Raw genomic sequence first — 23,022 nt, 5'->3', positions numbered from 1 at the left:
GTTTGCTGTGCAACGTCCGCGTGTGTTCCACAACCTGTCAGTCATTTCCCAGGATCTCAATCCCTCTCAGAGCCGCCCAATTTGAGGAAAAACCCGTGGTGCTTACCAACTCGCAGCCTGTGCTTATCAGTGTCATCCTACCGCTCTATAATGCAGAGTCCTACATCAGAGAGGCGGTGCGATCGATCTTGCAGGAAACCCGCATTCCGCTAGAGCTGATTGTCGTGGATGACGGCTCGACCGATCGATCGCTGAAAGTCCTCAAACAAATTCGGGACGATCGCCTTGTGGTGCTTTACAACCAGGGCAAAGGCATTGCAACCGCGCTGAACACTGGGCTTGCGGCAGCACGGGGCAAGTTTATCGCTCGCTGTGATGCCGATGATTACTATCCGGCCGGGCGGCTGTTTAGGCAGATCAATTGGCTGATGCAGCACCCAGAAGCAGGAGCCGTCTGTGGGGGATATCGCGTGATCGATCCCAAAGGGCTTTCCGTCACCGCGTTTAATTGGAGCCAGGAAATCGAAGACATTACGGGCGAACTGCAAGCCGGAACCGCGCGCACCCATCTCTGCACCTTTGTGATACGAACGGACATTGTGCGATCGATCGAGGGCTTCCGCTCTTATTTCGTCACGGCTGAAGATATTGATTTGCAGCTCCGGCTGGGCGATGCCACAAACGTCTGGTATCTGCCCGGAATGTGTTATCACTACCGCCTGCATGAAACTTCGATCACCCATACCCGCAGTTCAACCGAGCGCGAGTTTTTTGACCAGATTGCCCGTGAATTTCAGCGACAGCGACAGCAGCAGGGTCACGATGCGCTGCAACGAGGCTGTCCTCCTGCCTTACCCCAGAAACACGACAAGCCGCCTATGACGGCAAAGCAGCATTTGCAAAACTTTTTACTGGGGGAGGCGTGGCGCAGCTATCAAGCTGGACAACTGACAAAGGCTCTAGTTGCGGGAATGCGATCGGCGTTGGCACTGCCCAGTAATCTAACGGTTTGGCGCAGTGTGCTGTCGCTGGTGATCAAGTCGGCAACTGCGAGCAGTCAACTGATGTTTCGGCTTTATTCGCGATCGTAAGAGCAAATATCGCTAAACGTTGCTAAACAAGGTTGTATTTGAATCGAGATCAATCATCGAAAATCGTAAGGTATGAACCCCTAGACGATCGCGGTGAAAGAATTGCAAAACAGATTTGTGCCTGCTGTGGTCGCTTGATAGAGCAGTGTAGCGAAAGGTTTGCCCCCTCGATCTTTCGCATGACTGAATCAGCGTTAAAAATGGAAGAAGATATCGTTGTTTCTCTTCTCCACTATGGCAGACCCTACCTCTGATATTGCACTCCTCAAAACCCTGCTGCACCTGCGCCACCTGGAGCTAAAAGCCAGAATGGTTCCCTTTTCCGGCTGGGAAATGCCTGTGCAGTACGAGGGCATTAGCAAAGAACATCAGGCGGTCCGACAGGCGGCTGGAATGTTTGATATTTCCCACATGGGTAAGTTTGTCTTGCAGGGAAAGAGGCTGATTGAGCAATTGCAGTTGCTTGTGCCCTCTGATTTGAGTCGGCTTCAGGCGGGAGAAGCTCAATATACAGTGCTGCTGAACGATCGTGGTGGCATTATCGATGATTTGATTATCTACTACCAGGGTGAAACCCCAGACGGAGTGCAGCGCGTGACTACGATCGTCAATGCCGCAACAACCGGAAAAGACCGCAACTGGCTCAAAAGGCATCTTGACCTGAATCAGATTGAATTCATCGATTTGTCAGCTGACCAAGTGCTGGTTGCAGTGCAGGGTCCACAGGCGATCGAAAAACTGCAAGCCTTTGTGCAGGAAAACCTGTTTCAGGTAAAACGATTCGGGCATCTCGAAGGCACAGTTTTGGGACAGCCAGGATTTCTGGCACGAACAGGCTACACAGGCGAGGATGGCTACGAAGTGATGGTTGAGCCGGGCGTAGGTGAAGCACTTTGGGAAGAACTGCGATCAGTGGGTGTCGTTCCCTGTGGCTTGGGCGCAAGAGACACCCTGCGGCTAGAAGCAGCAATGGCACTCTACGGCATGGATATCGACGAAACCACCACGCCTCTAGAAGCAGGCTTAGGCTGGCTGGTGCATCTCGATCGCAAAGGGGACTTTATCGGGCGATCGGTGCTGGAGCAGCAAAAACAAAACGGACTGCAGCGGCGACTGGTCGGACTGCGAACCGAAGGACGCAATATTGCCCGTCACGGCTATCCGGTACTGTCTGAAGGCAAACCGATCGGCGAAATTACGAGCGGCACTCTTTCTCCAACGCTGGGCTATCCGATCGCGCTGGCTTATGTGGCGGCTGAACTGGCGCAACTCGATCGAGTGCTGCAAGTCGAGATTCGGGGCAAGAGCTATCCGGCAACAGTGGTGAAGCGCCCGTTCTATAAGAGTTCCTGACGATAAGAGCCATGATTTCGCTCCTGCCGTTTTCCGCCCGCTCAGACGACATATGCTGAAGAAACGATCGCTTCCCTCCCAGGAAAAACCGCACTGCCTCAAGCAATCCATTCTCACGCCAGGAAACTACCATGCTTGCCTCTACGCTGGAACTATTAGAAACCGCTCACCGCAATATTTACGCGATCGGAGCATTCAATGTTTATAACCTGGAGGGAGTACGGGCAGTGATCGGTGCGGCAGAAGCAAACCGCAGTCCAGCAATGCTGCAACTCCATCCCAGTGCGCTGAAGTATGGCGGATCGCCCCTGGTTTTACTTTGTTTAGAATCTGCCCGAACTGCCTCTGTCCCCGTCTCTGTCCATCTCGATCACAGCACTTCTGCCAGCGCGATCGAGTTTGCCCTAACGGCCGGAATGAGTTCGATCATGGCAGACGGCTCCCATCTGCCCTACGAAGAGAACCTTGCTTTTACCCGTGAAATGACTCAGCTTGCCCATGCTCAGGGCGCGATCGTTGAAGCGGAAATTGGCAGAATCAGCGGCACGGAAGATGGTTTGTCGGTTTCTGAAAAAGAAGCCAAAATGACCGACCCAACTCAGGCAGGCGAATTTGTGCGGCAAACCCAGGTCGATACATTGGCAGTCACAATTGGCAACGTCCACGGCGAATACCGCAGCGAACCCCGTCTGGACTTCGATCGCCTAATTCGCATTCGAGAAAGAGTCGGTCATGTCTTGCTGGTGCTGCACGGCGCGTCGGGACTGCCTGCCCCAATGATCAGCAAATCGATCGAACTGGGCGTTTGCAAATTCAACGTCAATACCGAAGTACGCCAGGCCTACATGACGACGATCGGCTCTGAAGCCTGCACTGCCCCCAAAGCCGACCTGCTGCCCTGCATGGAAGAATCGATCGCTGCGATGCAAGACGTGATTACCGAAAAAATGAAGCTGTTTGGCTCTGCAAACAAGGAACACCTGCACGAAACGCCATACGCGACGATGCTGGCAGCACAGCGATACCGCAAATAAGGGAATTCCCTTGAGGCTCAGGATGCCGTTCACAAAAGGAACCTTGACCAAACCGAGCCTCCGAGATCTCAAGCATGAGCTACTTTAGCAGTCTCTCTGCGATAGCTTGCCATTGGGATCGATCGTCCGGCAAATGCGAGCGGCTGCCAGATCAGTTCGCGAAAATTGGGCGCCCTTCAGGTTAGCTCCGGTGAAATCGACCGCCAACAAATCGGCTTGTCGCAAATCGGCTCGTTTTAGGTCAGCATCGCGCAGTACGACCGCCATCATCTTTGCGCCCTTTAGATTTGCGTTTTCCAGGTTGGCACGACTCAGGTTAACGCCTCTCAAATCCTCACCGCTCAGATCAACATTTTGGAGATTGCAGCCAATGCACGATCGCGTTTCAAGCAGCTGCATTTTAGGGTCAATTCGATCCGTTGGCACGACATTATCAGCAGAAACAGGAGACAAGAAACAAAAAAGTGCCAGGATTACAGTTGCGAATAGAACGGCAATTCTCATTGCGATTCCCCATTAGCAAATGAACGACAGATTTTTGTTTAGATTACCCTACGGAACGGCAAAAAATATCTCCTGTTGCAAGCGGGCTGTCTGGATGCAGTAAATGCCTGGATGCGGTAAATAACGTTTCGCGAAACGCCCCTACCGATGTGCGGCACGTCTAAAAACCCATTACCGCTTCACCTGCTCCACCTGATCGATCGCCTTTTCCGACCCGACAAGGGACACATAGGGCTGGGTGAAATAGCGGTTGGCGACTGCCTGAATGTCTTCAGCAGTGATCGTCGGGATTTGCTGCTGAAAGCGATCGTCGTAGTCGATGCCCAATTTCAGCGTTTCGTACCAGCCAGAGATTTGGGCAAGCTGAGCGTTGGTTTGTTTGCCGAGGGCGTATTGTCCCAGCAGCTTGTTTTTTGACGCCTGAAGTTCTTCGTCGGTGAGCTGAACGGTTTGCAGCCGCTCAACTTCCGATCGTAGTCCTTCCAGCGCAACGGCAGCATTATCTGGCGCAGTGCCGATATAGGCAACAAAGTGGGAGGTATCGATCCGGGTAGGATAGAAGGCAGACACTTCATAAGCCAGTCCTTGCTTTTCCCGCAGCTCGACAAATAGCCGACTCGATAGACCGCTTCCCAGATAAGTATTGAGTAGCTTCAGGGTTAAATGATCTCGATTGTGAACTTCGCTTGCTAGATAACCCAGCATCACGATCGCCTGCTGTGTGTCCTGGAGGGTTACAAGCCACTGTGGGTTTGGAGTCACGGGCGGCAGCTCCAGGGTGGGCAGGGGCAAGGGCGATCCGTCTGTTTGCAAAGGAAGTTCCCAGTCGCCCAACGTGCGATCGACCAGTGCCATTGCTTCATCGGGCTGAATGCGTCCGGCAATGCTAATCACCACATTATCGGGACGGAAGTAAGTTTTGTGATAATGATGCAGGTCTGCCGGAGTCAGGCTAGATACGGTTTCGGCGGTTCCTAATCCGGGGAGGGCATAGGGGTGCTCACCGTACATCGCCTGCCGTAACTGATTGTTTGCCACGGAAAAGGGCTGTTCCTGCATCGATCGAATTCCTTGCAGGGTGAGCCGCCGCTCTAGCTCGACTTCCATTTCGGGAAAGGCAGGCGATCGGAGTAGTTCTGCCGCCAGCTCTAGCATTTCGGGAAAGTCGCCCGACACAGTCTTGAGGCTGAGCAAACAGTAGTCTGACGCCGCATCGGTTCCCAAACTTGCCCCAACGGACTCAACCCGTTCGGCGATTTCCTGCGACGTAAGGCGATCGGTTCCTTTGGTGATCACGGCTGCCAGCAGGTGCGAAAGCCCTGCCTGAGCGATCGGCTCATAGCGTCCACCCGCCCGGATAAACACCCGCGCTGCCACAATATCGGCTGCCGCATTTTCAGTACACAAAACGGTCATCCCGTTGGGCAGGACAGCACGATGCACAATACGATTTTGCATTAAATTTCTCTCTTTCCCGACCCTAATTTTCCTGACTTTAGCAGGGCTTCAGCACCGTTACAGCATAGCGTAGCGGCGACAGGTATTGACGGGCAATGTTTCGCAGTTCCTCCGGTTGGAAGGATTGAATCACCTGCGGATATGCCGTCGCGATTTGCGGTTCGGCGATCGTGCTGTAGTAACCGTAGAGTCCGGCAAGTTGTCCTGCCGTTTCGGTTGAAAAGGCGTAGTCGTTGCAGAGCAATCGCTGATAGCGGTTTAATTCGCTGGGCGACGGGGGAACCTCAGCCAACTCTGCTAAGCGATCGCCAATAATTGCCTCGACCTGCCCCAGATGCTCCGGCTCTAACCAGGCAGTGATCGTAAACAGGCTCGAATCCTGCTGAAGCGAGAAGCTGCTCATAATGTCCTGCACCAGGTAGCGTTCTTCCCGCAGTTCGCGCACCAGTCGCGAGGTTCGCCCGCCTGCCAGCAGCACCGAAAGCAGATCCAGCCCGTAGGCACTCCGCAAATGGTCCACGCCCGGTCCTATCCAAGCCATCATCAGCCGCGCCTGCTCTAATCGAGGCAGATGAAGCTCCTGTCGGCGAATCTCAGTAATTGGCGGTTCGGCTTCGACCTCGGGCAAAGGACAGTTCGATCGCGGCGCAAACTGAGCAAAGGAACGGCTGACTATTTCCAGCGTCGGTTCCCATGCCACATCGCCGACAATCACCACTGTCATATTTTCCGGCTGATAGTGAGTGCGGTGGAAATGGCGCATTTCGTCGGGCGAGCGAGCGAGCAAAAGCTGAGCATCGCCCAGAATTGGACGCCCGTAGGGATGCCGCTGATAGATGTTTTCGACAAGCGACTGATAGCCGAGATAGTCTGGGTCGTCGAGCGATTGCCGAATTTCTTCTAAAACGACATCGCGCTCCAGATCAAACTCCTCGTCTGGAATCTGAGCATTCAGCAGCAAATCTGCCAGATGAGGCAGGGTTTCGGGCAGGTGAATCGCTGCTGTGTTAATGAAAAAATGGGCGTAGTCGTGGCTCGTTGCTGCATTGGTCATGCCGCCGCGACTTTCAATAATCTGATCAAACAAGCCGGGTGGAAGCTGATGGGTTCCCTTGAAAATCATGTGTTCTAGAAAGTGTGCCATCCCCGACCAGGGTTCCGGCTCCAAGATTGCCCCCGCCTTCACCCACACATCAACGGTAACTACTGGGGCGGCTGGCGTTTGCTGATGAATTAGCGTTAGCCCGTTACTAAATCGATACTGCTGCGCTGGAAACAAATGGGTCTGGAGCAATTCAGGAGTTAGGAGTGAAATCAAGATAGCTCAGCTTTGATTTTCAAGAGGATCGTGAACGTTCAGAAACATAGACTCCAATGGGCAATCAATCTCTTAAATAGCTAGGATAGCGTACTCTCAGGACAAGTCGGTTGATAGGATAAGAATTTATTCCTATCAGAATGGTAATTGATCGCCGTAACCCCTGTAGTTGATGAGTTTGACAAGCGATCGATCCACGAATCTCTGTCTAGCCTCTTCGAGCTTTAAAACAGCTACTAACCCTTTAGCAGCGGAATAATCCAGGCAAAAATCAGGCTAATTATTATGGCTGCCTCCAGCCCTCGATAGAGCATCGATCGCCTGACCCAAAGCAAACTGCTGGTATCACCTGACCGGATCTGAAACCACCATTTCTGAATGTGCGATCGCCACTGTTTTGGGCTTTCTTCAGGGCGAAATTTCCACTGCCAAATTGAGAGCAGTAAAGGCAAACCGCCTACTTTCGCGCTCATCAGCAGATGAATTGCCAGCGTCAGCACCATCACCACCCAGGAAATGAGGTGAACGGAGTACCAAGGATGATTCAGTTCGCCGCGAGGTAGCCAGCCTGAGTCCATCATCTTGCCGGAAAACAGCGCAAACGTGAGAGCCAGCAGCGACAGGGTATTCGCACCGCGATGCAGCGTATACCACCCAATCGGCGTATTAAATTGACTCAGTTTTGTGAGGGAATCAGGCTGAAGCAGGCGTTTTTGTCCGCGTCGCAGTGCGTAGATGGCAAACACCGGGAACAGCAGCAGCGCGTATAGTCCAAACGTGCCATGAATACCTTCGATTTCGGGAAAGTGAGGCAGTCCAATTCCGCCCCAGCGTTTGTCATAAGTGTCGTAAGTCCAGTAGGCAGTGACGATCGCCCCAATCACAAAAATTCCGATGAGTCCGTGGAGGATGCGGAGCAGGAAGGGCTGATAGGGTTGGGTGGGTTTCATAAAAAGTCGTTTGACCCGGCTTACGCACTGCACAAGCTTAAAATGCTTAAGCAGAAATCAATTGCAAATGCTTTATCCATCAATATAAATCTATCTTGCGGCGATCGTCCATGATGATTGGAATCTGAAAGCTGAACTCGCTAAAGTAGAGAACACTAGCAATCTTGATGTAATCCCTATCCTCAAATCCCATGATTACGGCAACGGAATATGCTCAGCGTCGCGCAACCCTAATGGCAAAGCTGGGAAAAGGAACGGCAGTGTTTCGCAGTGCGCCGCTGGCAACAATGCACAATGACGTAGAGTACAACTTTCGGCAGGACAGCGACTTTTATTACCTGACCGGATTCGATGAGCCGGGAGCCGTTGCCGTACTTGCGCCGCACCATGAAGAGCATCGATTTATTCTGTTTGTGCGCCCGAAGGATCTGGAGAAAGAAACCTGGTCGGGCTATCGAGTCGGAGTGGAAGCTGCCAAAGAACAGTTCGGCGCAGATATCGTGTATCCGATCGATGAACTTGAAGAAAAACTGCCCCAGTATCTCGAGCCAGCCGATCGCATCTTTTACTCGATTGGCCGCGACAAAGCATTTAACGAAACGATTCTGAAGCACTGGCAGCAGCTTTTGAGAACCTACCCCCGCAAGGGCTACGGTCCCGTTGCACTCGAAAATCCGATCGCCCTCCTCCACCCGATGCGGCAAATTAAAAGCGCAGCCGAACTGGATCTGATGCGAAAAGCGGCAGAAATTGCGATCGAGGCTCACCAGCGAGCGATGGATTTTGCGCGTCCGGGTCACTATGAATATCAGGTGCAGGCGGAAATTGAGCATACCTTTCGTTTGCAGGGGGCGATCGGTCCGGCTTATCCATCGATCGTGGCATCAGGGGAAAATGCCTGCATTCTGCACTACACCGAAAACACGCGCCAGATGCAGGACGATGACTTGCTGTTAATTGATGCAGGCTGCGCCTACGGCTACTACAACTCCGATATCACGCGCACCTTTCCGGTAAACGGCAAATTCACTGAGGAGCAAAAAGCAATTTACGAAATTGTGCTGGAGGCTCAGCGTCAATCGATCGCCCAGGTGTATCCCGGCAATCCTTACAAGCAAACCCACGATGTTGCAGTGCGAGTGATCGTAGAGGGATTAATTGATCTGGGACTGCTTCAGGGCAACATTGAGGAGATCATCCAAGAAGAGAAATACAAGCCGTTTTATATGCACCGCACCGGGCACTGGCTGGGGCTGGATGTGCATGATGTGGGCGTTTATCAGCACGGCGAAACACCCCATAGTCTAGAGCCGGGACAGGTGCTTACTGTGGAACCTGGAATTTATATCTCACCTCACATTCAACCTGCGGAAGGACAGCCTGCCGTTGATCCCCGCTGGCACGGCATTGGCATTCGCATTGAAGATGATGTGCTGGTGACACCGGAAGGATATGAGAATTTGACGGCAGGTGTGCCGAAGATGATCGAGGATTTGGAGCGTTAATTTGCACTAGCCGCCGTGCGTCCAGGCAAGCCAGCGAGACGTAATCGGCTTGAGCGACTGAAGCTGCCGGATACTGTACTCATCTGCCAGATTGCGAATGAGTTCTGCCTGCGTCGGGTAGGGATAAATCGTTTTGGCGATCGCTTTCAGTCCCAATCCATTCGTCATTGCCTGAGTGAAGAGCGTAATCAGTTCACCTGCCTGAGGACTGACAATCGTTGCGCCCAAGATGCGATCGGTTCCGCGCTTGAGATGGACTTTGGCAAAGCCGATCGTTTCACTGTCAACCACGGCGCGATCGACTTTGGTAAGAGGCTGGCACAGGGTTTCAACGGGAATATTTTGTGCCTGAATTTCTGCAAGATGCATTCCCACGTGGGCGACTTCGGGTTCAGTGTAAACGGTGTAGGGCATCACCAAAGAGTTAATATTTTTGCGTCCAATGCCGCCAACTGCGAACAGCGCATTCTGTAATAAAACTCGTGCGGCTGCGTTTGCGGCATGGGTAAATTTCCATTTCAGGCAGCTATCACCGACCGCATAAATTCTGGGATTGGTGGTTTGTAGATAATCATTCACCACAATGCCTTTATCGCTGTACTCCACATTAACGCGATCGAGGTTCATGCCGTCTACGTTGACCGATCGCCCGGTTGCCACCAGAATTTCATCAATGGTTATCTTCTGGGCTTGCTGATTTTGTTCGTATTCGATCGTCTTACCTGTGTCCGAACCATTCACACCCAAGATCTTACTGTTAAGCAGAATTTGAATTCCCGCCTGTTCAAGCTGCTGCCGAATAATCTCAGACGCATCGGGATCTTCCTGACTCAGAAGGCGATCGCCCCGCACAAACAGCGCCACCTGTGAACCTAGCCGCTGGAAGGTCTGTGCCATTTCGCAGCCGATATAGCCGCCGCCGATAATTGCCAGGTTTGCAGGGCGATCGGTGATTGAAAAGACGGTTTCGTTGGTGAGATAACCTGCGGCATCCAGTCCGGGAATCAAGGGAATTGAGGGGTAGCTTCCGGTGGCCAAGACAGCTTTTTTGAAGCACAGTGTTTTTCCGGCAACGGTGATACGGTCTGAGTCGGCAAAGCTTGCCATCCCAAAAAACACATCCACGCCAAACTCATCCTGAAAGCGACGGGCAGAATCATGCACGCTAATGTCCGATCGAATGCGCCGTAGCCGCTCCATCACTGCCGCAAAATTAACCTTTACCGCTCCGGTTTCGATGCCATAGTCTGCTGCCGATCGCGCAGTTTCTGCCACTCTTGCCGATCGAATTAGCGTTTTAGAAGGCACACAGCCCACATTAGTGCAGTCTCCGCCCAGCAAATGCTTTTCAACAAGAGCCACTTTTGCACCCAGCAAAGCCGCTCCCCCTGCCGTCACCAGTCCGGCTGCGCCTCCGCCAACTACAACCAGGTCATAGCGTCGGGCAGGTTCAGGATTGATCCAGTCCGGTGGATGCAACCGCTCAACGAGACGCTGATTGTATTGATCGAGAGGGGCAATGGGGACGGGAGAACGAAAGGAGTTAGAGACAGGGGCACTCATGATTTAAGTCCTGCGGCAGGGTTTGCAGTTGAGTCCGGCAGTCTAGGCTGTGAATGCTGATTTTGCGCCGTCACACCGTTATCGTATCGCACCGTAACTATGCACCCCTTGTTCGATAGGCTAATCCAATTGGTTGGAGTTGTCCTGATTCTAATCTCGCTGATTGATATTTATTTGATCGTGCTCTATCCCCGCAGCGGTAAGGGATGGCTGAGTACGGCGATCAGCAAAGGAACCTGGCGGCTATTTCAGCGAATTGCCAGGCTTGGAGCAGCGATTCAGCGATCGGAGCGATTCGGTGCAGCAATTTTATCGTTTTGTGGTCCAACCCTGCTGATTTTGGTGGTTTCTGCCTGGACTGTGCTTTTGATTGTAGGCTTTGCCTGCGTGTACTGGACAGAATTGGGGATGGAAATTCAGGCGAGCGAAGGTCTGACGCCGATTAGCTTTAGCACGGCGCTGTATTACAGCGGCTATGTCTTTACGACGCTAGGAGTGGGCGATTTGGTGCCGCGATCGGACTGGGTTCGGATCGTAACCGTGATCGAAGCAGGGCTGGGATTTGCCATTTTTACGCTCACTATTACCTACCTGATGGCGATTTACAGCGCGTTGAGTCAGCGAAATATCCTTGCGCTGATGCTGCACCACCGCACAATGGGAAAAGCCGATGCCGCCGAACTGGTTGCCCGCATGGGCGCAGCCGGAGACTTTAACGATGCCCGCGACGATGTGGCGAAAATTGCCGAAAGCTTGTTGACCCTGCTGGAATCACACCATGCTTATCCTGTCGTTCACTATTTTCGCTTTGAGAATGACCTGTATTCCCTCGCGCGAATTGTCTGGCTGGCAATGGATACGGTGACGCTGATTAATACGGCTCTTCATCCCGATCGCTATCGTGCCTTTATTCGTTCCACGGTTGTTGCAGGACTGGCAAACGGCGGACAGCATTTGCTGATGGAACTGTCTTATACGTTTCTGCCCCAGCGCAGCTTCAAAATGGCTGGAGAGGATGACTTTATTTTGCGACAGCGATATCTTCAGGCGATCGAGCGGCTACGCCAGGAAGACATTGAAACCGTGCCCGATGTCGAAGCAGGGGTTCAGGAATATATTAAAATGCGCCGTCGCTGGGAGCCTTACGTCATGGCGATCGCTCACTACATGGGCTACCGCTGGAATCAGGTTGCGCCCTCCGAAAGCAAAATTGTGCGCGAAACAGGCTGGACGATTGCTCCGCCGCTGATTTAATCAGAACCCGATCGGGCTGCGGTTACTGTTCAAGTTTTATCTGCTCAAGCTTTATCTGTTCAAGCTTTATATAAGGCTGGGTCTAAAATTCGCGAGAGCCTGGAACCGCATCAATAGAGCTTTAGTCATATCAATCATAGAAATTAAATAATACTAAAGAGTCTATTTTTGCCCTTGGTTCGCGAGTTACAACAGAACATAAAGGGATTAAGATTCTTCAATCTTCCTCTGCTGTTGATATTTGTTTACTGCCATTTCTTGTGAGGTTTACTGTGATCCCATCAAACCTGACTGAGCACTCTCTGCAAAAAACGCTCGATGCTGCTGCTGCCAAAACGATCGATCGCAAGCAGGAAATTGTTGCGCTGTTGAGCGATGAGCAGCCCAGGAAAAGCAGAGAAGTCGAGCAATCTTATCGTCAGTGCATCTGGTGGGAAGGCTGCTACTACTGCCAGGATGAGCAGCAAAACTGGCATCAGGTCAAGTGCTTCCTTTAAGCACCCCGAACTTCTTCCTACAATCTACTGGATTAATTGCCGCCACTCGCTCGATCGCCGGAGTTGCTGCACGTCAAACTTGCTGTGCCAGCTTTTAGAAAACTCGGCGAAGCAATTTGCCTAGTGAACGATCGCCTCTATTGGAGAATAGGCGGAATAGAAATAAGCCTGCTTAAGAAAGCGCACTGCCTCTGCCAAATGTCCGGTGTGGTAGAGATACTAGGCAAGCCAGACCAGCATGTTGTAGCACACCGAGTTCTCTAGCAGCCGAATTGATTCTGGCAGCTCACCCTGGGAAAAAAATTCAGCCAGAATGGCAGACAGAGATTCTGCCTGGAGCAGTTCTTTATGGGTGGCGTTGTCTTCGCGCTGCCGATAGCTAACCGTCACCTGCCACAGCCACTCTGCCTCACAGCGCGATCGCGCCAGCCAGAGCACCAGTTTCGTCTCTTCAGACATCGACAATCGCCGAGCGAATCCGCCTGATTGCAGCAGCCAATCTTGCCGAAACAGCATACCTGTCCTGATAATGCTGCAAAACAGCGGCTGTGTTATCCGTTGAACCATCATCAATCACAATCGCTTCATGCTGAGTCATGGTTTGCCGCAGCACGCTCTCAATCGCTTTGGGCAAGAATCGATCGCAGTTGTAGGTAGGAATGACAACGCTCACGTGGGGCTGACTCATTCTTGTTTTCCTTGTTCGATCGGCAACATCACTGAACGGGGAAAAGTCATTGCTGCTCTGGCAAGCGATTCCTCAAACCCTCTTTCCTATCCCAAGCTTCCCCACCCCAAGCCTTTGCAGTCTCTCCCCTGTAAACTGGTTTTCAGACCCCGGTTGATTCAATAGAATCGAAGGAGTCATTGCACAGTCGTTATCCCAAGCGAATTCGATCGTTTTTGAGAACCAGAGAAAATCTATGAGTGTAGCCGTTATCAAATTTTCTTCAGAAGATTGTGGACTGTGCCACAAAATGGCATTTTATGACCAGAAAGTCGTCTCAGAACTGGGTTTAGACTTTGTAGATGTCAAGATGCAGGATACTGCCACCTACCGCAAATATCGCAAAATTCTCCTGGCGCAATATCCTGATAAAGCAGAAATGGGCTGGCCCACCTACCTGATTTGTGCGTCGCCCGAAGCAGATTTCAAAATCATCGGAGAAGTGAAAGGGGCGCATCCTAAGGGTGAGTTTCGCACGAAGCTTCAGGAAGTTCTCGCTCAGAATGATTCTCCCTGAGCATTGCTCGAAATTCTGCCTGGGCGGATGGGCATCTTGGACATGTTGCCTTAGTAGGTTGCCTGATATGTTGCCTTAATCGATCGCCCGCAATGAGTTTTTGCGAAATTGATGAGAAACGTTTCCTGATCGATCTCAGTTCTTGCCCGGTCGTCTTGCCTTGGCTAATGATTTTTTGAGTCACTTTTTAATTTTTCACAGGGAAATTAGGCACCGCAAGAACTGATGATTTTCGCTATCCTAGCCCTCGCAGTACCGCAAGTTGCCTGCTAACGTAAATGCAATGTCTTCTCCCAACGATCGCCTGCTCAGAGAACCAGCTTCCTATCGTCTCACTGATCAAGCACCCTTCCGACCCGAAAGCCTTCTGTCTGATACCTGTGCGGCTGCGATTGAACTGGCAGAAATTGGCTGCTGGGAATGGCATCTCGATCGCGATCAGGTCTTGTGGAATCCTCAAGTTGCTCGCCTGCTTGGACTCTCTGCCGAAATCTCTCCCGTAATTTCCCCTGTCTCTTATTGCCAATGGCGCGATCGACTCCACCCAGACGATCAAGAACAGGTGAATCGCGCGATTAATACTGCACTCACCGATCGATCGAGCTACAGCATTGAATATCAGGTGCAGCACCTCGACAACCGAGTTCAATGGCTCTGTGAAAAAGGATGCTGGTACTACGATGCTCAATCTGTTCGTCTGGTCGGAATTTTGCAGGATATTACCGATCGCGTTCGTGCCAAAGCACAGCTTCAGCAGCAGCAAGATTTTCTTCGTACCGTCATTGATACCGATCCCAGCCTGATCTTTGTGAAAGACCTGGAAGGACGCTATGTGCTTGCGAATCAAGCCTTAGCAGATTACTACAGCACTACAGTCGAAGATTTAATCGGCAAAAAAATTGCAGATCTGGTCGAAGATCCGCACCTCGTGCAAGAATTTATGGCCCAGAATGCCGCAGTCATTCAAAACCGACAGCCCCTATTTATCGCCGAAGAGGAGATCGCGATCAATGGGCAGCAGCAATGGTATCAATGGCAAAAGCGCCCCCTTTTCCTTGCCGATCGCAACACCTATGCCGCATTAGGAATTGGCGTCAACATTACTAAAGCCAAACAGCGCGAAGCAGCCCTTGAGCAGATGCAGACCGACCTCCAGCAGCTTAATCAAGAGCTAGAACGGCGGGTTCAGGAACGCACTCACGCCCTGGAACGCTCCCAATTGACCCTTCGGCAGAGCGAGGAGCAGCTTCGCAGCATTTTTGAAAATGCCCCGATGGGAATCATAATCTTCGATGTGCAGGATCAGTACAAACTGGTGCGCTACAATCCCGCGCACCGACAGCTTCTAGGCTATGACGATGCGGAAATGTCCAGTCTTACCCTGAGGGATATTACTCACCCCGAAGATCTTGAACCGGATCTCCAGCGGGTTGATACCTTGATGAACGGCGAACAGACCAGTTTTCAAATGGAAAAACGCTTTATTCGTAAACAGGGCGAAGTCATCTGGTGCAATGTAACGGTCGCACTGATGCGTGATTCTCAAGGTCATCCACTTTACAGTCTCGGCATGTCAGAAGATATTACCGAGAAGAAGGCACTGCAATACCAGCGACAGCAGGCTGAAGAACAGCTCCGACGCGCTAATGAGCATTTAGCAGTAACCAATCTGGAACTTGCCCAAGCAACCCGCCTGAAAGATGAATTTCTCGCGAATATGAGCCATGAACTGCGAACCCCGCTCAACGCGATCATGGGCTTATCTGAAGTGCTGCAAACCGAAGTTTTTGGAGCGATTAATGACAAGCAGCGACAGTTTCTCGTCACAATTCAAAACAGCGGCAGTCACCTGCTTGAGCTGATTAACGACATTCTCGATCTGGCAAAAATCGAGGCGGGCAAGCTTGAACTTCAAATTGCTCCGGTTTCGATCGAGGAACTCTGCGAAGACAGTCTTGACTTTGTGAGGCATCAGGCACACGAGAAAAGCATTTCGCTCAACCTTGAGCTTGCTAATCCTTCTGCATCGATTCAATTAGACGAACGTCGCATACGTCAAGTGCTCATCAATCTGCTTAGTAATGCAGTCAAGTTCACACCAGAGGGCGGCTCGGTCACGCTAAAGGCCAAGGGCAGTCCAGCCACGCAGTGGTTGCAGTGCAGCGTTACCGATACAGGAATTGGCATTGCCCCTGCCGATCTCGAAAAGCTATTCCAGGCTTTTGTCCAAATTGATAGCAGCCTCTCTCGTCGCTATGAAGGAACGGGTCTGGGGCTAGTTCTGGTCAAACAAATTGTGGAACTGCATGGCGGTCAAATTTTAGTCGATAGCCAACCGGGACAAGGAAGCTGCTTCACCATTTTGTTGCCCTGGCGGTTCTCGCAATCCCATTCGTCTTCGGCTGAGCGGGCTTCGGGCTTACCTGTTTGCGCCGCCGCGACGAGTGCTCAGGGTGCAATGCAGCCCGTGATTCTGGTGGCGGAAGACCATCCCGATAATGTTATGACCCTGATGAACTATTTGCAGGCAAAGGGCTTTCACATCCTGCTGGCAAAAGACGGTATCGAGGCGATCGATCTCGCTCGATCCTATTTGCCCCACCTGATTTTGATGGATATTCAGCTTCCCCGCCTGAACGGTCTACAGGCGATCGATGCTCTGCGTCGGTATGCTGCAACCGCGAATATTCCGATATTTGCGCTGACTGCGCTGGCAATGCCGGGCGATCGCGAACGCTGTCTTACAGCCGGAGCCGATGAATACTTGACGAAGCCTGTGCAGCTCAACCATTTGTTTAACCTGATCCAAACCCGACTGAAACTCCAGAGCAGTTAATATATTGTTTCCACTTTCTCCACGCTCGCCTTTCCCGCTGTTTGTTCATCAGTCTGAGCAAGAATCACTCGCTGATACGCCTGCTGCGGATCGAACCGATCGTCGATTCCCCGCATTTGTTTAATCGCACGAATTACACTGTAGCCGAGGGCGATCGGCAAACCTGTGAATGCAGCATTTCCCAAGCCTAATCCACGTAGGATTTTGCCCAGGCGCGAGTGCGCGTCCAGCCAGGGCAGATCTTCGGCAAGCTGCGATCGATACGGGGCTGCGGCAAAGCAATAGGGCGAAATATCCATTTGCACAAAGTCTAAATAGGGCCGCAACGGCTTAAGCCCAGGTGGAATAAGCGATCGATGCCAGGGTTTTTCGCGCTGCGCGTGGATAAACGGCGGCATTCCGTCAACCAGATTTTGCAGCCGCTCGGCGATCGTATATCCGGCAAGCCCAAAGTATTGAATAATGGCTGTGCCGCGCTTTAGAATCCGCAGTGGAATATGGGCAAACTCTTGAGTGCTGAGCAGTGCAGTCAACACGTCCTGATCGCCAAACAGATGAAACGGCTTTTGACCGTAGGGCTGCTGCTGTGCCTGCTGATACACCTCGGTTTCGAGCAACTGCTGCCACTGCTGCAACAACAATCGATGCGCCTGCGTCACTCGCATCACACCCGAATTGAGATTGAAGGGCAAGCTGCGCCCGATCGCAAATCCCCACGCCCGCGCCCGATAGCCTTCATCGCGATAGTGACCGTATAACGCCTCTTCCGCAATTACCAAATCAGCGTCGGTCAGGGGGGCGATCGTTTGTCGAAAATCGCGGGTCACGATAATGTCGGAATCAATCCACCAGACTTCACGGTGTCCTTCTGTTAGCAGCTTCAGCAGCGCGTAGGGTTTAATATCCCATCCCGCAGCCGTGGCGATCGGCGTAGTTCTGAGATGAACCTGCGGCAGGGCAGCAGCCCAGGCTTTAAACGCTTCCGTAGCAGGCGGAAAGAACAGTTCAATTGGCACATGGGGACAGTGTTTTGCCAGACTGAGCAGCAGCAGCTTGACTGCAATTTCTTCGCGCTGACGATCTTCTGCAATGCAAATCACCATAGGGCTTGGAGCAGATTGAGAGAATCAGAGGATCAGGGTTAGAAGGTTCTGAAAATCGTCAGGTTGAATCAGTGATTTGAATCTAATAATTTGAATCTAATAATTTGATTCATAAATTGAGGCGATTTTAGGCAATCCTCGATCCCTCCTCCATCCCTCGAAATATAGATGATATAACTCTCATGAACAGAATTACTTGTAGAACCGGATACACTCACAGCAACGATCGAATAAAATGCACGATCGACCTGTAATTAATTCGCTATAAATTCGACTTTTGTCCGCCATAGGTTCGCTATAAATTCGCCATAATTAAAGCCTGTGCGATGGAAAGAGCCGATGACTGCTGCCCAGCCTGATTTTTCGCTGTCTAATCATTCAATTTTGCTACACGATGCGGATCGCCGTCAGTGGCTTTTGTTTCAGCAGCCGATCGCAATTTACACGACACAGGCGATCGATCAGGTCGTGCCCATGCTGCAAGACATTGAACAGCGGGTCACCCGCGAATCGCTTCACGCTGCTGGAATGATTGCCTATGAAGCCGCTCCTGCCTTTGATCTAACACTGACCGTTCACCCGGCTAATTTTCCCCTGATCTGGTTTGGGCTATTTGCTCCGCCGCAGATTGTTGAACTGCCTGCGAATCCAGTTTCTCTGTCGCCGCTCGATTGGCAGCCATCAATTGGGGATGGAGAATATCGATCGGCAATTCAGCAAATTAAGCACAGAATTCACGCCGGAGATACCTATCAGGTCAACTATACATTTCGGCTGCGATCGGCTTTCGAGAGCGATCCGTTTCAGCTTTTCTTGCAGTTAATTCAGGCGCAGGGTGCGGGCTATGGCGCGTTTTTGCAGCTTCCCGACTGGTATATCTGCTCGGCATCCCCGGAACTGTTTTTTACCCTGGAGAATCGTCGGCTGGTTTCGCGTCCGATGAAAGGTACGATCGCCCGTGGGCTATGGCATGAGCGCGACTGTCAGCAGGCGATTGAACTGACTCTGTCTGAGAAAAATCGGGCAGAAAATCTGATGATCGTAGACATGGTGCGAAACGACATGGGACAGATCGCCGAGGTTGGTTCTGTCTCAGTTCCCGGACTGTTTGACCTGGAGCAATATCCGACGCTGTGGCAAATGACCAGCACTGTGCAGTGTAATACAGCTGCGTCGATGACCGAGATTTTTCAGGCAATGTTTCCGCCTGCCTCGATTACGGGTGCGCCGAAAGCCCGCACAATGGAAATTATTACAGCACTGGAAACCGATCCTCGCAGGCTCTATACCGGAACGATCGGTTGGATTCAACCCGGAGCAGGGACATCGCTGAAAGCTCAGTTCAACGTCGCAATTCGCACCATTCTGATTGATCGCACCACACACACCGCAGAATACGGAACCGGAGGTGGCATTGTGTGGGATTCAGCCGACACTGCCGAACTGCAAGAGTGCTACACCAAAGCGCAAATTCTCACCCGATCGCAGCCCGCTTTTGATCTGCTCGAAACCATTCTCTGGACACCCACAACCGGATATTTCTTGCTCGAGCGTCACCTTCAGCGTTTGCAACAATCCGCCGATTATTTTGGCAATGCGATCGATCTTGTGACCCTTGAGCAGGCACTTCTGGAGCAAGCCGATCGAATGTTAGCGGAATGTCGGCAGTCCTCCATAGGTTCTCTCAATTCTTCAATGAAGGATGGAGAAAGCAGGTTGAGCAGAGGAGCAGGTCAGGAATATAAAGTACATCTAACCGTTTCGCGATCGGGCAAGTTTGAATTAAGCTATCGGCCTTGGGCCACTGCCCAACATACGATCAGAGCTCAGCTTGCCCCTTTTCCAATCGACTCAAATTATCCCTTCCTGTATCACAAAACCACAGAACGATCGATTTATGAACGGGTTAAGCAAGCCTGTTTTCCCGCAGAAGAAGTCTTGCTGTGGAACGATCGAGGAGAAGTTACAGAATTTTGTATTGGAAATTTAGTGATAGAAAAAGATGGACAGGCTTTTACACCGCCGATCGAATCGGGTTTATTAGCGGGAACCTATCGCGCAGAACTGCTGGCAACAAACAAGCTGAAAGAACGAAGGATTCAAATCAGCGAATTGAGTGAATGCGATCGAATCGGGTTGATTAACTCGGTGCGAAAATTTGTTGCGGTTGAACTGGTTACAGTTAAAAGTTGAACCTGTTACAGGCGAACCCAGATGGCGACAAATAAAAAATCCCCTGGGTGAACCAGGGGAACAATCAGGGTGCATCTACCAATTCCTTCTACGGATAAGCAGCAGCTCGCCCGGAATATTCAGAGAAAAATCGGCAAGTTGCTTAGTACTGATCATCAGTCAGGTCAGAGGATTGGGAATGCAGGGCAGGAAACGACCAGGAAACGAGTTCCTTATCCGCGCACTGATCAACGCCCTCTTCTATGCCAAAGGGATGCATGGCACAAATCAGCAAATTTCCGCCATAAACTTGCCCGTGGTAATGCTGACAGCCAATACAAACCGGATGTTGATTCAGCCAGGGTTCAACGGTGTGCGTCACAGGTTCAACGGCACGATCGAGCGTGGTTTCCATGCCCAGAACTATCTGAATCACGGGTTCAACCCAATCCGCAATTTGATGATCCAACTGATCGAGTTTCGGAACGATCGATCGCTCCACTTCTTCCATCACTTCTTCGGAAAACTCAATCACAGCATCTGCGAAATCATCTAATTCACGCCCAACGTTTTCAAAAAATTGCTCCACTTCTTTCGTCACCGAGTCTAAAGACCGGAGCCAATCCTGTTGCCAGCCATCCATAAACTGCGAAGGTAATGTTTAGTGAGTTGCCTATTGTGACTACTCTACTCTCGTTTGAGCCGCCGCAGTTCTTCTTGAAGTTTTGCAACTTGTGCTCGCAAGTCATCGACATTAGATTCCGGTCCAGCGGCTTTCGTCTCCGCGGCAGCGTCCGCGGCAGGCTCAGGTTCGTCGTCGGTTAAAATCTCAATCCGGCGCGGTTCGGTCGATCGCGGCTCATTCACAGACGGCTGCTCTTGCTGTGCCCGATTCATCATTTCATCGACTATCCGCTTCGCATCTTCGGCAGTAATCTCGCCGCGTGCCACCATCTCGTCTGCCAGCTTTTGCGCCTGAACCCGCAAACCTGCTAGTTTACCGCCTGCTTTTTCAGCCGCGTAGGAGGCAGCTCCCACACCTAAATAAAATGCTTTTTGAACGAAATCACCAAGACCTGCCATCGCTGAAGCTTCCTGTTTGCAAGGACTAGTTTTTCTCTAGCTTACAAAATGCGATCGGTTCCGTCGCTGCTCCTGAGCGGGAAATTACCCAACCACCTGAGGGGAAATTACCCAATAAAAATCAATGGAATTACTTAATTAAAACTATTCAACAAATAACCATCCAACAAAAAGACCCGGAGTTCACGCCGATTGCAAGCATCCCGTATTGCTGCTACCTTCCGGTCCTGACAAAGTTTGGGCGTTGTAATTGCATGAGTCCAGGTCTCTTTTAGAATAGCACATCGAGAAGCCGATCGCGAATTGTTGTTCCAAACGGCGATCGAACCGTTCTCGAAGTTATCGAACCGTTCTAACGCTATCCACTTTCCGCGAGAAGGAATCGGTAAAGATGCTCATCACCGAGCGCTTGCGGGTAATGATGTTCGCGCTGATCGACATCCCGGATTGGAGCGGAATCTTGTTGCCGTTCACTGCAAGATACTGCTGATCAAGCTGAATCTTTGCCGGAAAACGATAAAACTGATGGTTTTGATCCGGCGGTAGCGCATCCGAGCCAATGTTGATGATTTTGCCTTTGATATCGCCAAATTCACTAAATGGAAACGAGTCTACGCGCACATCGACCGGCAATCCTTCGGCAACAAAGCCAATGTCCTGATTGGTGATAAAGACCTCAGCCACCAGCGCATTGCTCGGCACAATTTTCAGAATCGGCTCGGTACTGTTCGCGACAAATCCGGATCCCTTAGCTTGCAGATCAAAGACAACGCCATCGATCGGCGCCCGAAGTTCCTGATAGCGCAGGGTTTGTTTCGCCTGGCTGAGCTGGCTGTCAATTTCAGAAATGCGGTTTTCGTTGTCTAGAATCGCCTTATTGATTTGGCTATCAATGTCCGCAATTCTTTTGTCGTTTTCAGCAATTTTGCTGAGCAGATCAGTGTTGGTAGTGGCAACAGTATTTTGCAGCTTTTGCTGAGCCTGGGCGATCGAAAAGCGCAGCCGTGCCGCTTCCTGAGCCAAACGATTGGCTTCTGACCGGGACTGAATCACCTGCTGCTCTTGCTTCACCACCTGAATTCGGGCAATGCCGCCGTCAACCAATAGCGGAGCCAGATCGCTATAAATTTTTTCGTCGATTGCTAGACTTTGCCGGGTCGAGGCAAGCTGCTGTTCGGTCTGGGTAAGCTGCTGTTGAAGCTGAGCCACTTCAAACTGAGCCGCCGCCGCTCTGGTGCTAGATTCCTGTTGGCTGGCTTGCAGACGAATCTGCTGCTCTGGCGAAAGACCTGCACCGCTGCCGCCGAACTGTGCCCGATAAAGCTGATTTTCAGCCAGCAGAGCTGAGCGGTTTTCGGTGAGCGACAGCACTTCGGGAGACAGATTAAGCTGCTGAGCGGTCGCTAAACTGGGAGCCACAGAACCCGCCAACTGAGAACGGTAAAACTGATTCTGGCGAGTCAGCGAGGCTTTGACCTGTTCGAGCGATTTTTCCTGGGCTGCCGCAGCCGTTGGGTCAAACCGAATCAGCAGATCGCCTTTGTTCACGCTCTGCCCATCTTTCACCAGGATTTCCTGCACCACACCGCCCACCGGAGCCTGAATGGGCTGCACGCTTTGTTCAGGCTGGAGCTGTCCGGCAGCAGGAACGGCTTCTTCGATTTGAGCAACCGCTGCCCAGACGATCACAAAGCCAGCCACGCCCATAATCCCCCAGAGAATACAGCGCGACCACAAACTAGTTTGCTGCAACAGAATTGGCTGATCGAAGGATTCTGCCCGAATCAGCTTATCTTCAGCAGCTCCGGTCTCTGCTAGCTCCGCCCGGCTCTGTTTGCCGTTGCCGTTTTGGTGAGCGGGCACTTTCAGGGGGGCAAGACTGCTCGATTTGCCGTTTTTTCCGGCTCCGTTCCTTCCGTTCATTGCAAGAAAGCTCCTTTGCGGATCGTGGATTAAGGGGGACTGAGTGAAGGAAAACTGCAAGACTCGGTGTATTCCAAAGCGGAAATGGCTCCCTCTGCATCCATCTTAGAGAATATCTGAGAAACCATCCGTGA

At 51.5% G+C, this 23,022-nt stretch carries 20 protein-coding genes and 1 other RNA gene; 9 read left to right on the top strand and 12 right to left on the bottom strand.

All coding sequences use genetic code 11. The annotated features are described in order from the left end of the window. The first annotated feature begins 95 nt into the window (after positions 1–95). The 3 genes from NDA02_RS10835 (at position 96) to NDA02_RS10825 (ending at position 3,478) form a co-directional block, all read left to right on the top strand. Complete coding sequence (locus NDA02_RS10835) at positions 96–1,091, top strand: glycosyltransferase family A protein (protein WP_190790579.1); 996 nt, start codon at positions 96–98, stop codon at positions 1,089–1,091. Positions 1,092–1,325: 234 nt separating this feature from the next. Next, on the top strand, positions 1,326–2,444 hold the full coding sequence (gcvT, locus tag NDA02_RS10830) for a glycine cleavage system aminomethyltransferase GcvT (protein WP_190790578.1): 1,119 nt from the start codon (positions 1,326–1,328) through the stop codon (positions 2,442–2,444). 131 nt (positions 2,445–2,575) lie between these two features. Next, positions 2,576–3,478, top strand: coding sequence for a class II fructose-bisphosphate aldolase (locus NDA02_RS10825; RefSeq protein ID WP_348254943.1), 903 nt, complete (start codon positions 2,576–2,578; stop codon positions 3,476–3,478). An 84-nt stretch (positions 3,479–3,562) separates the two neighbouring features. Here the strand turns inward: NDA02_RS10825 and NDA02_RS10820 are convergent, their stop codons facing one another. From NDA02_RS10820 to NDA02_RS10805, 4 genes are all read right to left on the bottom strand, one after another. Next, entirely contained in the window at positions 3,563–3,982 is a 420-nt protein-coding gene (locus NDA02_RS10820; RefSeq protein WP_199296679.1) for a pentapeptide repeat-containing protein, read from the bottom strand. A gap of 171 nt (positions 3,983–4,153) precedes the next feature. Then, complete coding sequence (locus tag NDA02_RS10815) at positions 4,154–5,440, bottom strand: pitrilysin family protein (RefSeq protein ID WP_190793060.1); 1,287 nt, start codon at positions 5,438–5,440, stop codon at positions 4,154–4,156. Positions 5,441–5,477: 37 nt separating this feature from the next. Then, positions 5,478–6,758, bottom strand: a complete 1,281-nt coding sequence (locus NDA02_RS10810) for a pitrilysin family protein (protein WP_242067446.1) — start codon at positions 6,756–6,758, stop codon at positions 5,478–5,480. A 236-nt stretch (positions 6,759–6,994) separates the two neighbouring features. Beyond that, the gene (locus NDA02_RS10805; RefSeq protein WP_190793061.1) at positions 6,995–7,708 is read right to left on the bottom strand and encodes a cytochrome b/b6 domain-containing protein; all 714 of its coding nucleotides are present in this window, start codon (positions 7,706–7,708) and stop codon (positions 6,995–6,997) included. Positions 7,709–7,899: 191 nt separating this feature from the next. Between NDA02_RS10805 and NDA02_RS10800 the strand changes: the two genes are divergently transcribed. After that, positions 7,900–9,213, top strand: a complete 1,314-nt coding sequence (locus tag NDA02_RS10800) for an aminopeptidase P N-terminal domain-containing protein (RefSeq protein ID WP_190793062.1) — start codon at positions 7,900–7,902, stop codon at positions 9,211–9,213. Positions 9,214–9,219: 6 nt separating this feature from the next. Here NDA02_RS10800 and NDA02_RS10795 read toward each other — a convergent pair whose 3' ends face one another. After that, positions 9,220–10,776, bottom strand: coding sequence for a mercuric reductase (locus NDA02_RS10795; protein ID WP_190793063.1), 1,557 nt, complete (start codon positions 10,774–10,776; stop codon positions 9,220–9,222). 99 nt (positions 10,777–10,875) lie between these two features. Between NDA02_RS10795 and NDA02_RS10790 the strand changes: the two genes are divergently transcribed. Together NDA02_RS10790 and NDA02_RS10785 are read left to right on the top strand one after the other, a co-directional pair. Continuing rightward, positions 10,876–12,030, top strand: coding sequence for a potassium channel family protein (locus tag NDA02_RS10790; RefSeq protein WP_190793064.1), 1,155 nt, complete (start codon positions 10,876–10,878; stop codon positions 12,028–12,030). Between the two features lie 272 nt (positions 12,031–12,302). Then, entirely contained in the window at positions 12,303–12,527 is a 225-nt protein-coding gene (locus NDA02_RS10785; protein WP_190793065.1) for a hypothetical protein, read from the top strand. Positions 12,528–12,746: 219 nt separating this feature from the next. Here NDA02_RS10785 and NDA02_RS10780 read toward each other — a convergent pair whose 3' ends face one another. Together NDA02_RS10780 and NDA02_RS10775 are read right to left on the bottom strand one after the other, a co-directional pair. Then, entirely contained in the window at positions 12,747–12,986 is a 240-nt protein-coding gene (locus NDA02_RS10780) for a hypothetical protein (protein WP_199296680.1), read from the bottom strand. Next, entirely contained in the window at positions 12,979–13,215 is a 237-nt protein-coding gene (locus NDA02_RS10775; RefSeq protein WP_199296681.1) for a glycosyltransferase, read from the bottom strand. Before NDA02_RS10775 ends, NDA02_RS10780 begins: the two co-directional genes overlap by 8 nt. A gap of 235 nt (positions 13,216–13,450) precedes the next feature. On the opposite strand from NDA02_RS10775, the gene NDA02_RS10770 reads away from it, so the two are divergent. Beyond that, the gene (locus NDA02_RS10770; RefSeq protein ID WP_190793066.1) at positions 13,451–13,771 is read left to right on the top strand and encodes a thioredoxin family protein; all 321 of its coding nucleotides are present in this window, start codon (positions 13,451–13,453) and stop codon (positions 13,769–13,771) included. Positions 13,772–14,054: 283 nt separating this feature from the next. Continuing rightward, positions 14,055–16,607, top strand: a complete 2,553-nt coding sequence (locus NDA02_RS10765; RefSeq protein WP_348254941.1) for a PAS domain S-box protein — start codon at positions 14,055–14,057, stop codon at positions 16,605–16,607. On the opposite strand, the gene NDA02_RS10760 is transcribed toward NDA02_RS10765, so the two are convergent. Beyond that, positions 16,604–17,710 (bottom strand): nucleotide-diphospho-sugar transferase, encoded by a 1,107-nt coding sequence (locus NDA02_RS10760; RefSeq protein WP_190789884.1) that lies wholly within the window; start codon positions 17,708–17,710, stop codon positions 16,604–16,606. The two genes, NDA02_RS10765 and NDA02_RS10760, sit on opposite strands and share 4 nt — an antisense overlap. Before the next feature lie 321 nt (positions 17,711–18,031). On the opposite strand from NDA02_RS10760, the gene pabB reads away from it, so the two are divergent. Further along, on the top strand, positions 18,032–19,903 hold the full coding sequence (pabB, locus tag NDA02_RS10755; RefSeq protein ID WP_206755020.1) for an aminodeoxychorismate synthase component I: 1,872 nt from the start codon (positions 18,032–18,034) through the stop codon (positions 19,901–19,903). A 142-nt stretch (positions 19,904–20,045) separates the two neighbouring features. Here pabB and NDA02_RS10750 read toward each other — a convergent pair whose 3' ends face one another. The 4 genes from NDA02_RS10750 to NDA02_RS10735 all read right to left on the bottom strand — a co-directional run bounded on the left by NDA02_RS10750 (position 20,046) and on the right by NDA02_RS10735 (position 22,888). Then, entirely contained in the window at positions 20,046–20,525 is a 480-nt protein-coding gene (locus NDA02_RS10750) for a hypothetical protein (protein ID WP_190789886.1), read from the bottom strand. A 44-nt stretch (positions 20,526–20,569) separates the two neighbouring features. Continuing rightward, entirely contained in the window at positions 20,570–20,965 is a 396-nt protein-coding gene (locus tag NDA02_RS10745) for a hypothetical protein (RefSeq protein WP_190789887.1), read from the bottom strand. Between the two features lie 170 nt (positions 20,966–21,135). After that, positions 21,136–21,232: signal recognition particle sRNA small type (ffs, locus tag NDA02_RS10740), an RNA gene on the bottom strand. A 72-nt stretch (positions 21,233–21,304) separates the two neighbouring features. Then, positions 21,305–22,888 carry an HlyD family type I secretion periplasmic adaptor subunit gene (locus NDA02_RS10735; protein ID WP_190789888.1) on the bottom strand — a complete coding sequence of 528 codons (1,584 nt, stop codon included), beginning with the start codon at positions 22,886–22,888 and terminating at the stop codon, positions 21,305–21,307. Between the last annotated feature and the right edge of the window lie 134 nt (positions 22,889–23,022).

It is taken from the genome of Leptolyngbya sp. ST-U4 (assembly GCF_039962215.1).
Classification (GTDB): Bacteria; Cyanobacteriota; Cyanobacteriia; order Elainellales; family Elainellaceae; genus Leptolyngbya_A.
The sequence above is the reverse complement of the archived record's forward strand: the minus strand, read 5'-3'. Positions and strand labels throughout refer to the sequence as shown.

Excerpts from the sequence above, each read along its gene's own strand:
- gcvT (WP_190790578.1), top strand. The coding sequence starts at position 1,326 with ATGGCAGACCCTACCTCTGATATTGCACTCCTCAAAACCCTGCTGCAC.
- NDA02_RS10825 (WP_348254943.1), top strand. The coding sequence starts at position 2,576 with ATGCTTGCCTCTACGCTGGAACTATTAGAAACCGCTCACCGCAATATT.
- NDA02_RS10820 (WP_199296679.1), bottom strand. The coding sequence starts at position 3,982 with ATGAGAATTGCCGTTCTATTCGCAACTGTAATCCTGGCACTTTTTTGT.
- NDA02_RS10815 (WP_190793060.1), bottom strand. The coding sequence starts at position 5,440 with ATGCAAAATCGTATTGTGCATCGTGCTGTCCTGCCCAACGGGATGACC.
- NDA02_RS10805 (WP_190793061.1), bottom strand. The coding sequence starts at position 7,708 with ATGAAACCCACCCAACCCTATCAGCCCTTCCTGCTCCGCATCCTCCAC.
- NDA02_RS10800 (WP_190793062.1), top strand. The coding sequence starts at position 7,900 with ATGATTACGGCAACGGAATATGCTCAGCGTCGCGCAACCCTAATGGCA.
- NDA02_RS10795 (WP_190793063.1), bottom strand. The coding sequence starts at position 10,776 with ATGAGTGCCCCTGTCTCTAACTCCTTTCGTTCTCCCGTCCCCATTGCC.
- NDA02_RS10790 (WP_190793064.1), top strand. The coding sequence starts at position 10,876 with ATGCACCCCTTGTTCGATAGGCTAATCCAATTGGTTGGAGTTGTCCTG.
- NDA02_RS10780 (WP_199296680.1), bottom strand. The coding sequence starts at position 12,986 with ATGTCTGAAGAGACGAAACTGGTGCTCTGGCTGGCGCGATCGCGCTGT.
- NDA02_RS10775 (WP_199296681.1), bottom strand. The coding sequence starts at position 13,215 with ATGAGTCAGCCCCACGTGAGCGTTGTCATTCCTACCTACAACTGCGAT.
- NDA02_RS10770 (WP_190793066.1), top strand. The coding sequence starts at position 13,451 with ATGAGTGTAGCCGTTATCAAATTTTCTTCAGAAGATTGTGGACTGTGC.
- NDA02_RS10765 (WP_348254941.1), top strand. The coding sequence starts at position 14,055 with ATGTCTTCTCCCAACGATCGCCTGCTCAGAGAACCAGCTTCCTATCGT.
- NDA02_RS10760 (WP_190789884.1), bottom strand. The coding sequence starts at position 17,710 with ATGGTGATTTGCATTGCAGAAGATCGTCAGCGCGAAGAAATTGCAGTC.
- NDA02_RS10750 (WP_190789886.1), bottom strand. The coding sequence starts at position 20,525 with ATGGATGGCTGGCAACAGGATTGGCTCCGGTCTTTAGACTCGGTGACG.
- NDA02_RS10745 (WP_190789887.1), bottom strand. The coding sequence starts at position 20,965 with ATGGCAGGTCTTGGTGATTTCGTTCAAAAAGCATTTTATTTAGGTGTG.
- NDA02_RS10735 (WP_190789888.1), bottom strand. The coding sequence starts at position 22,888 with ATGAACGGAAGGAACGGAGCCGGAAAAAACGGCAAATCGAGCAGTCTT.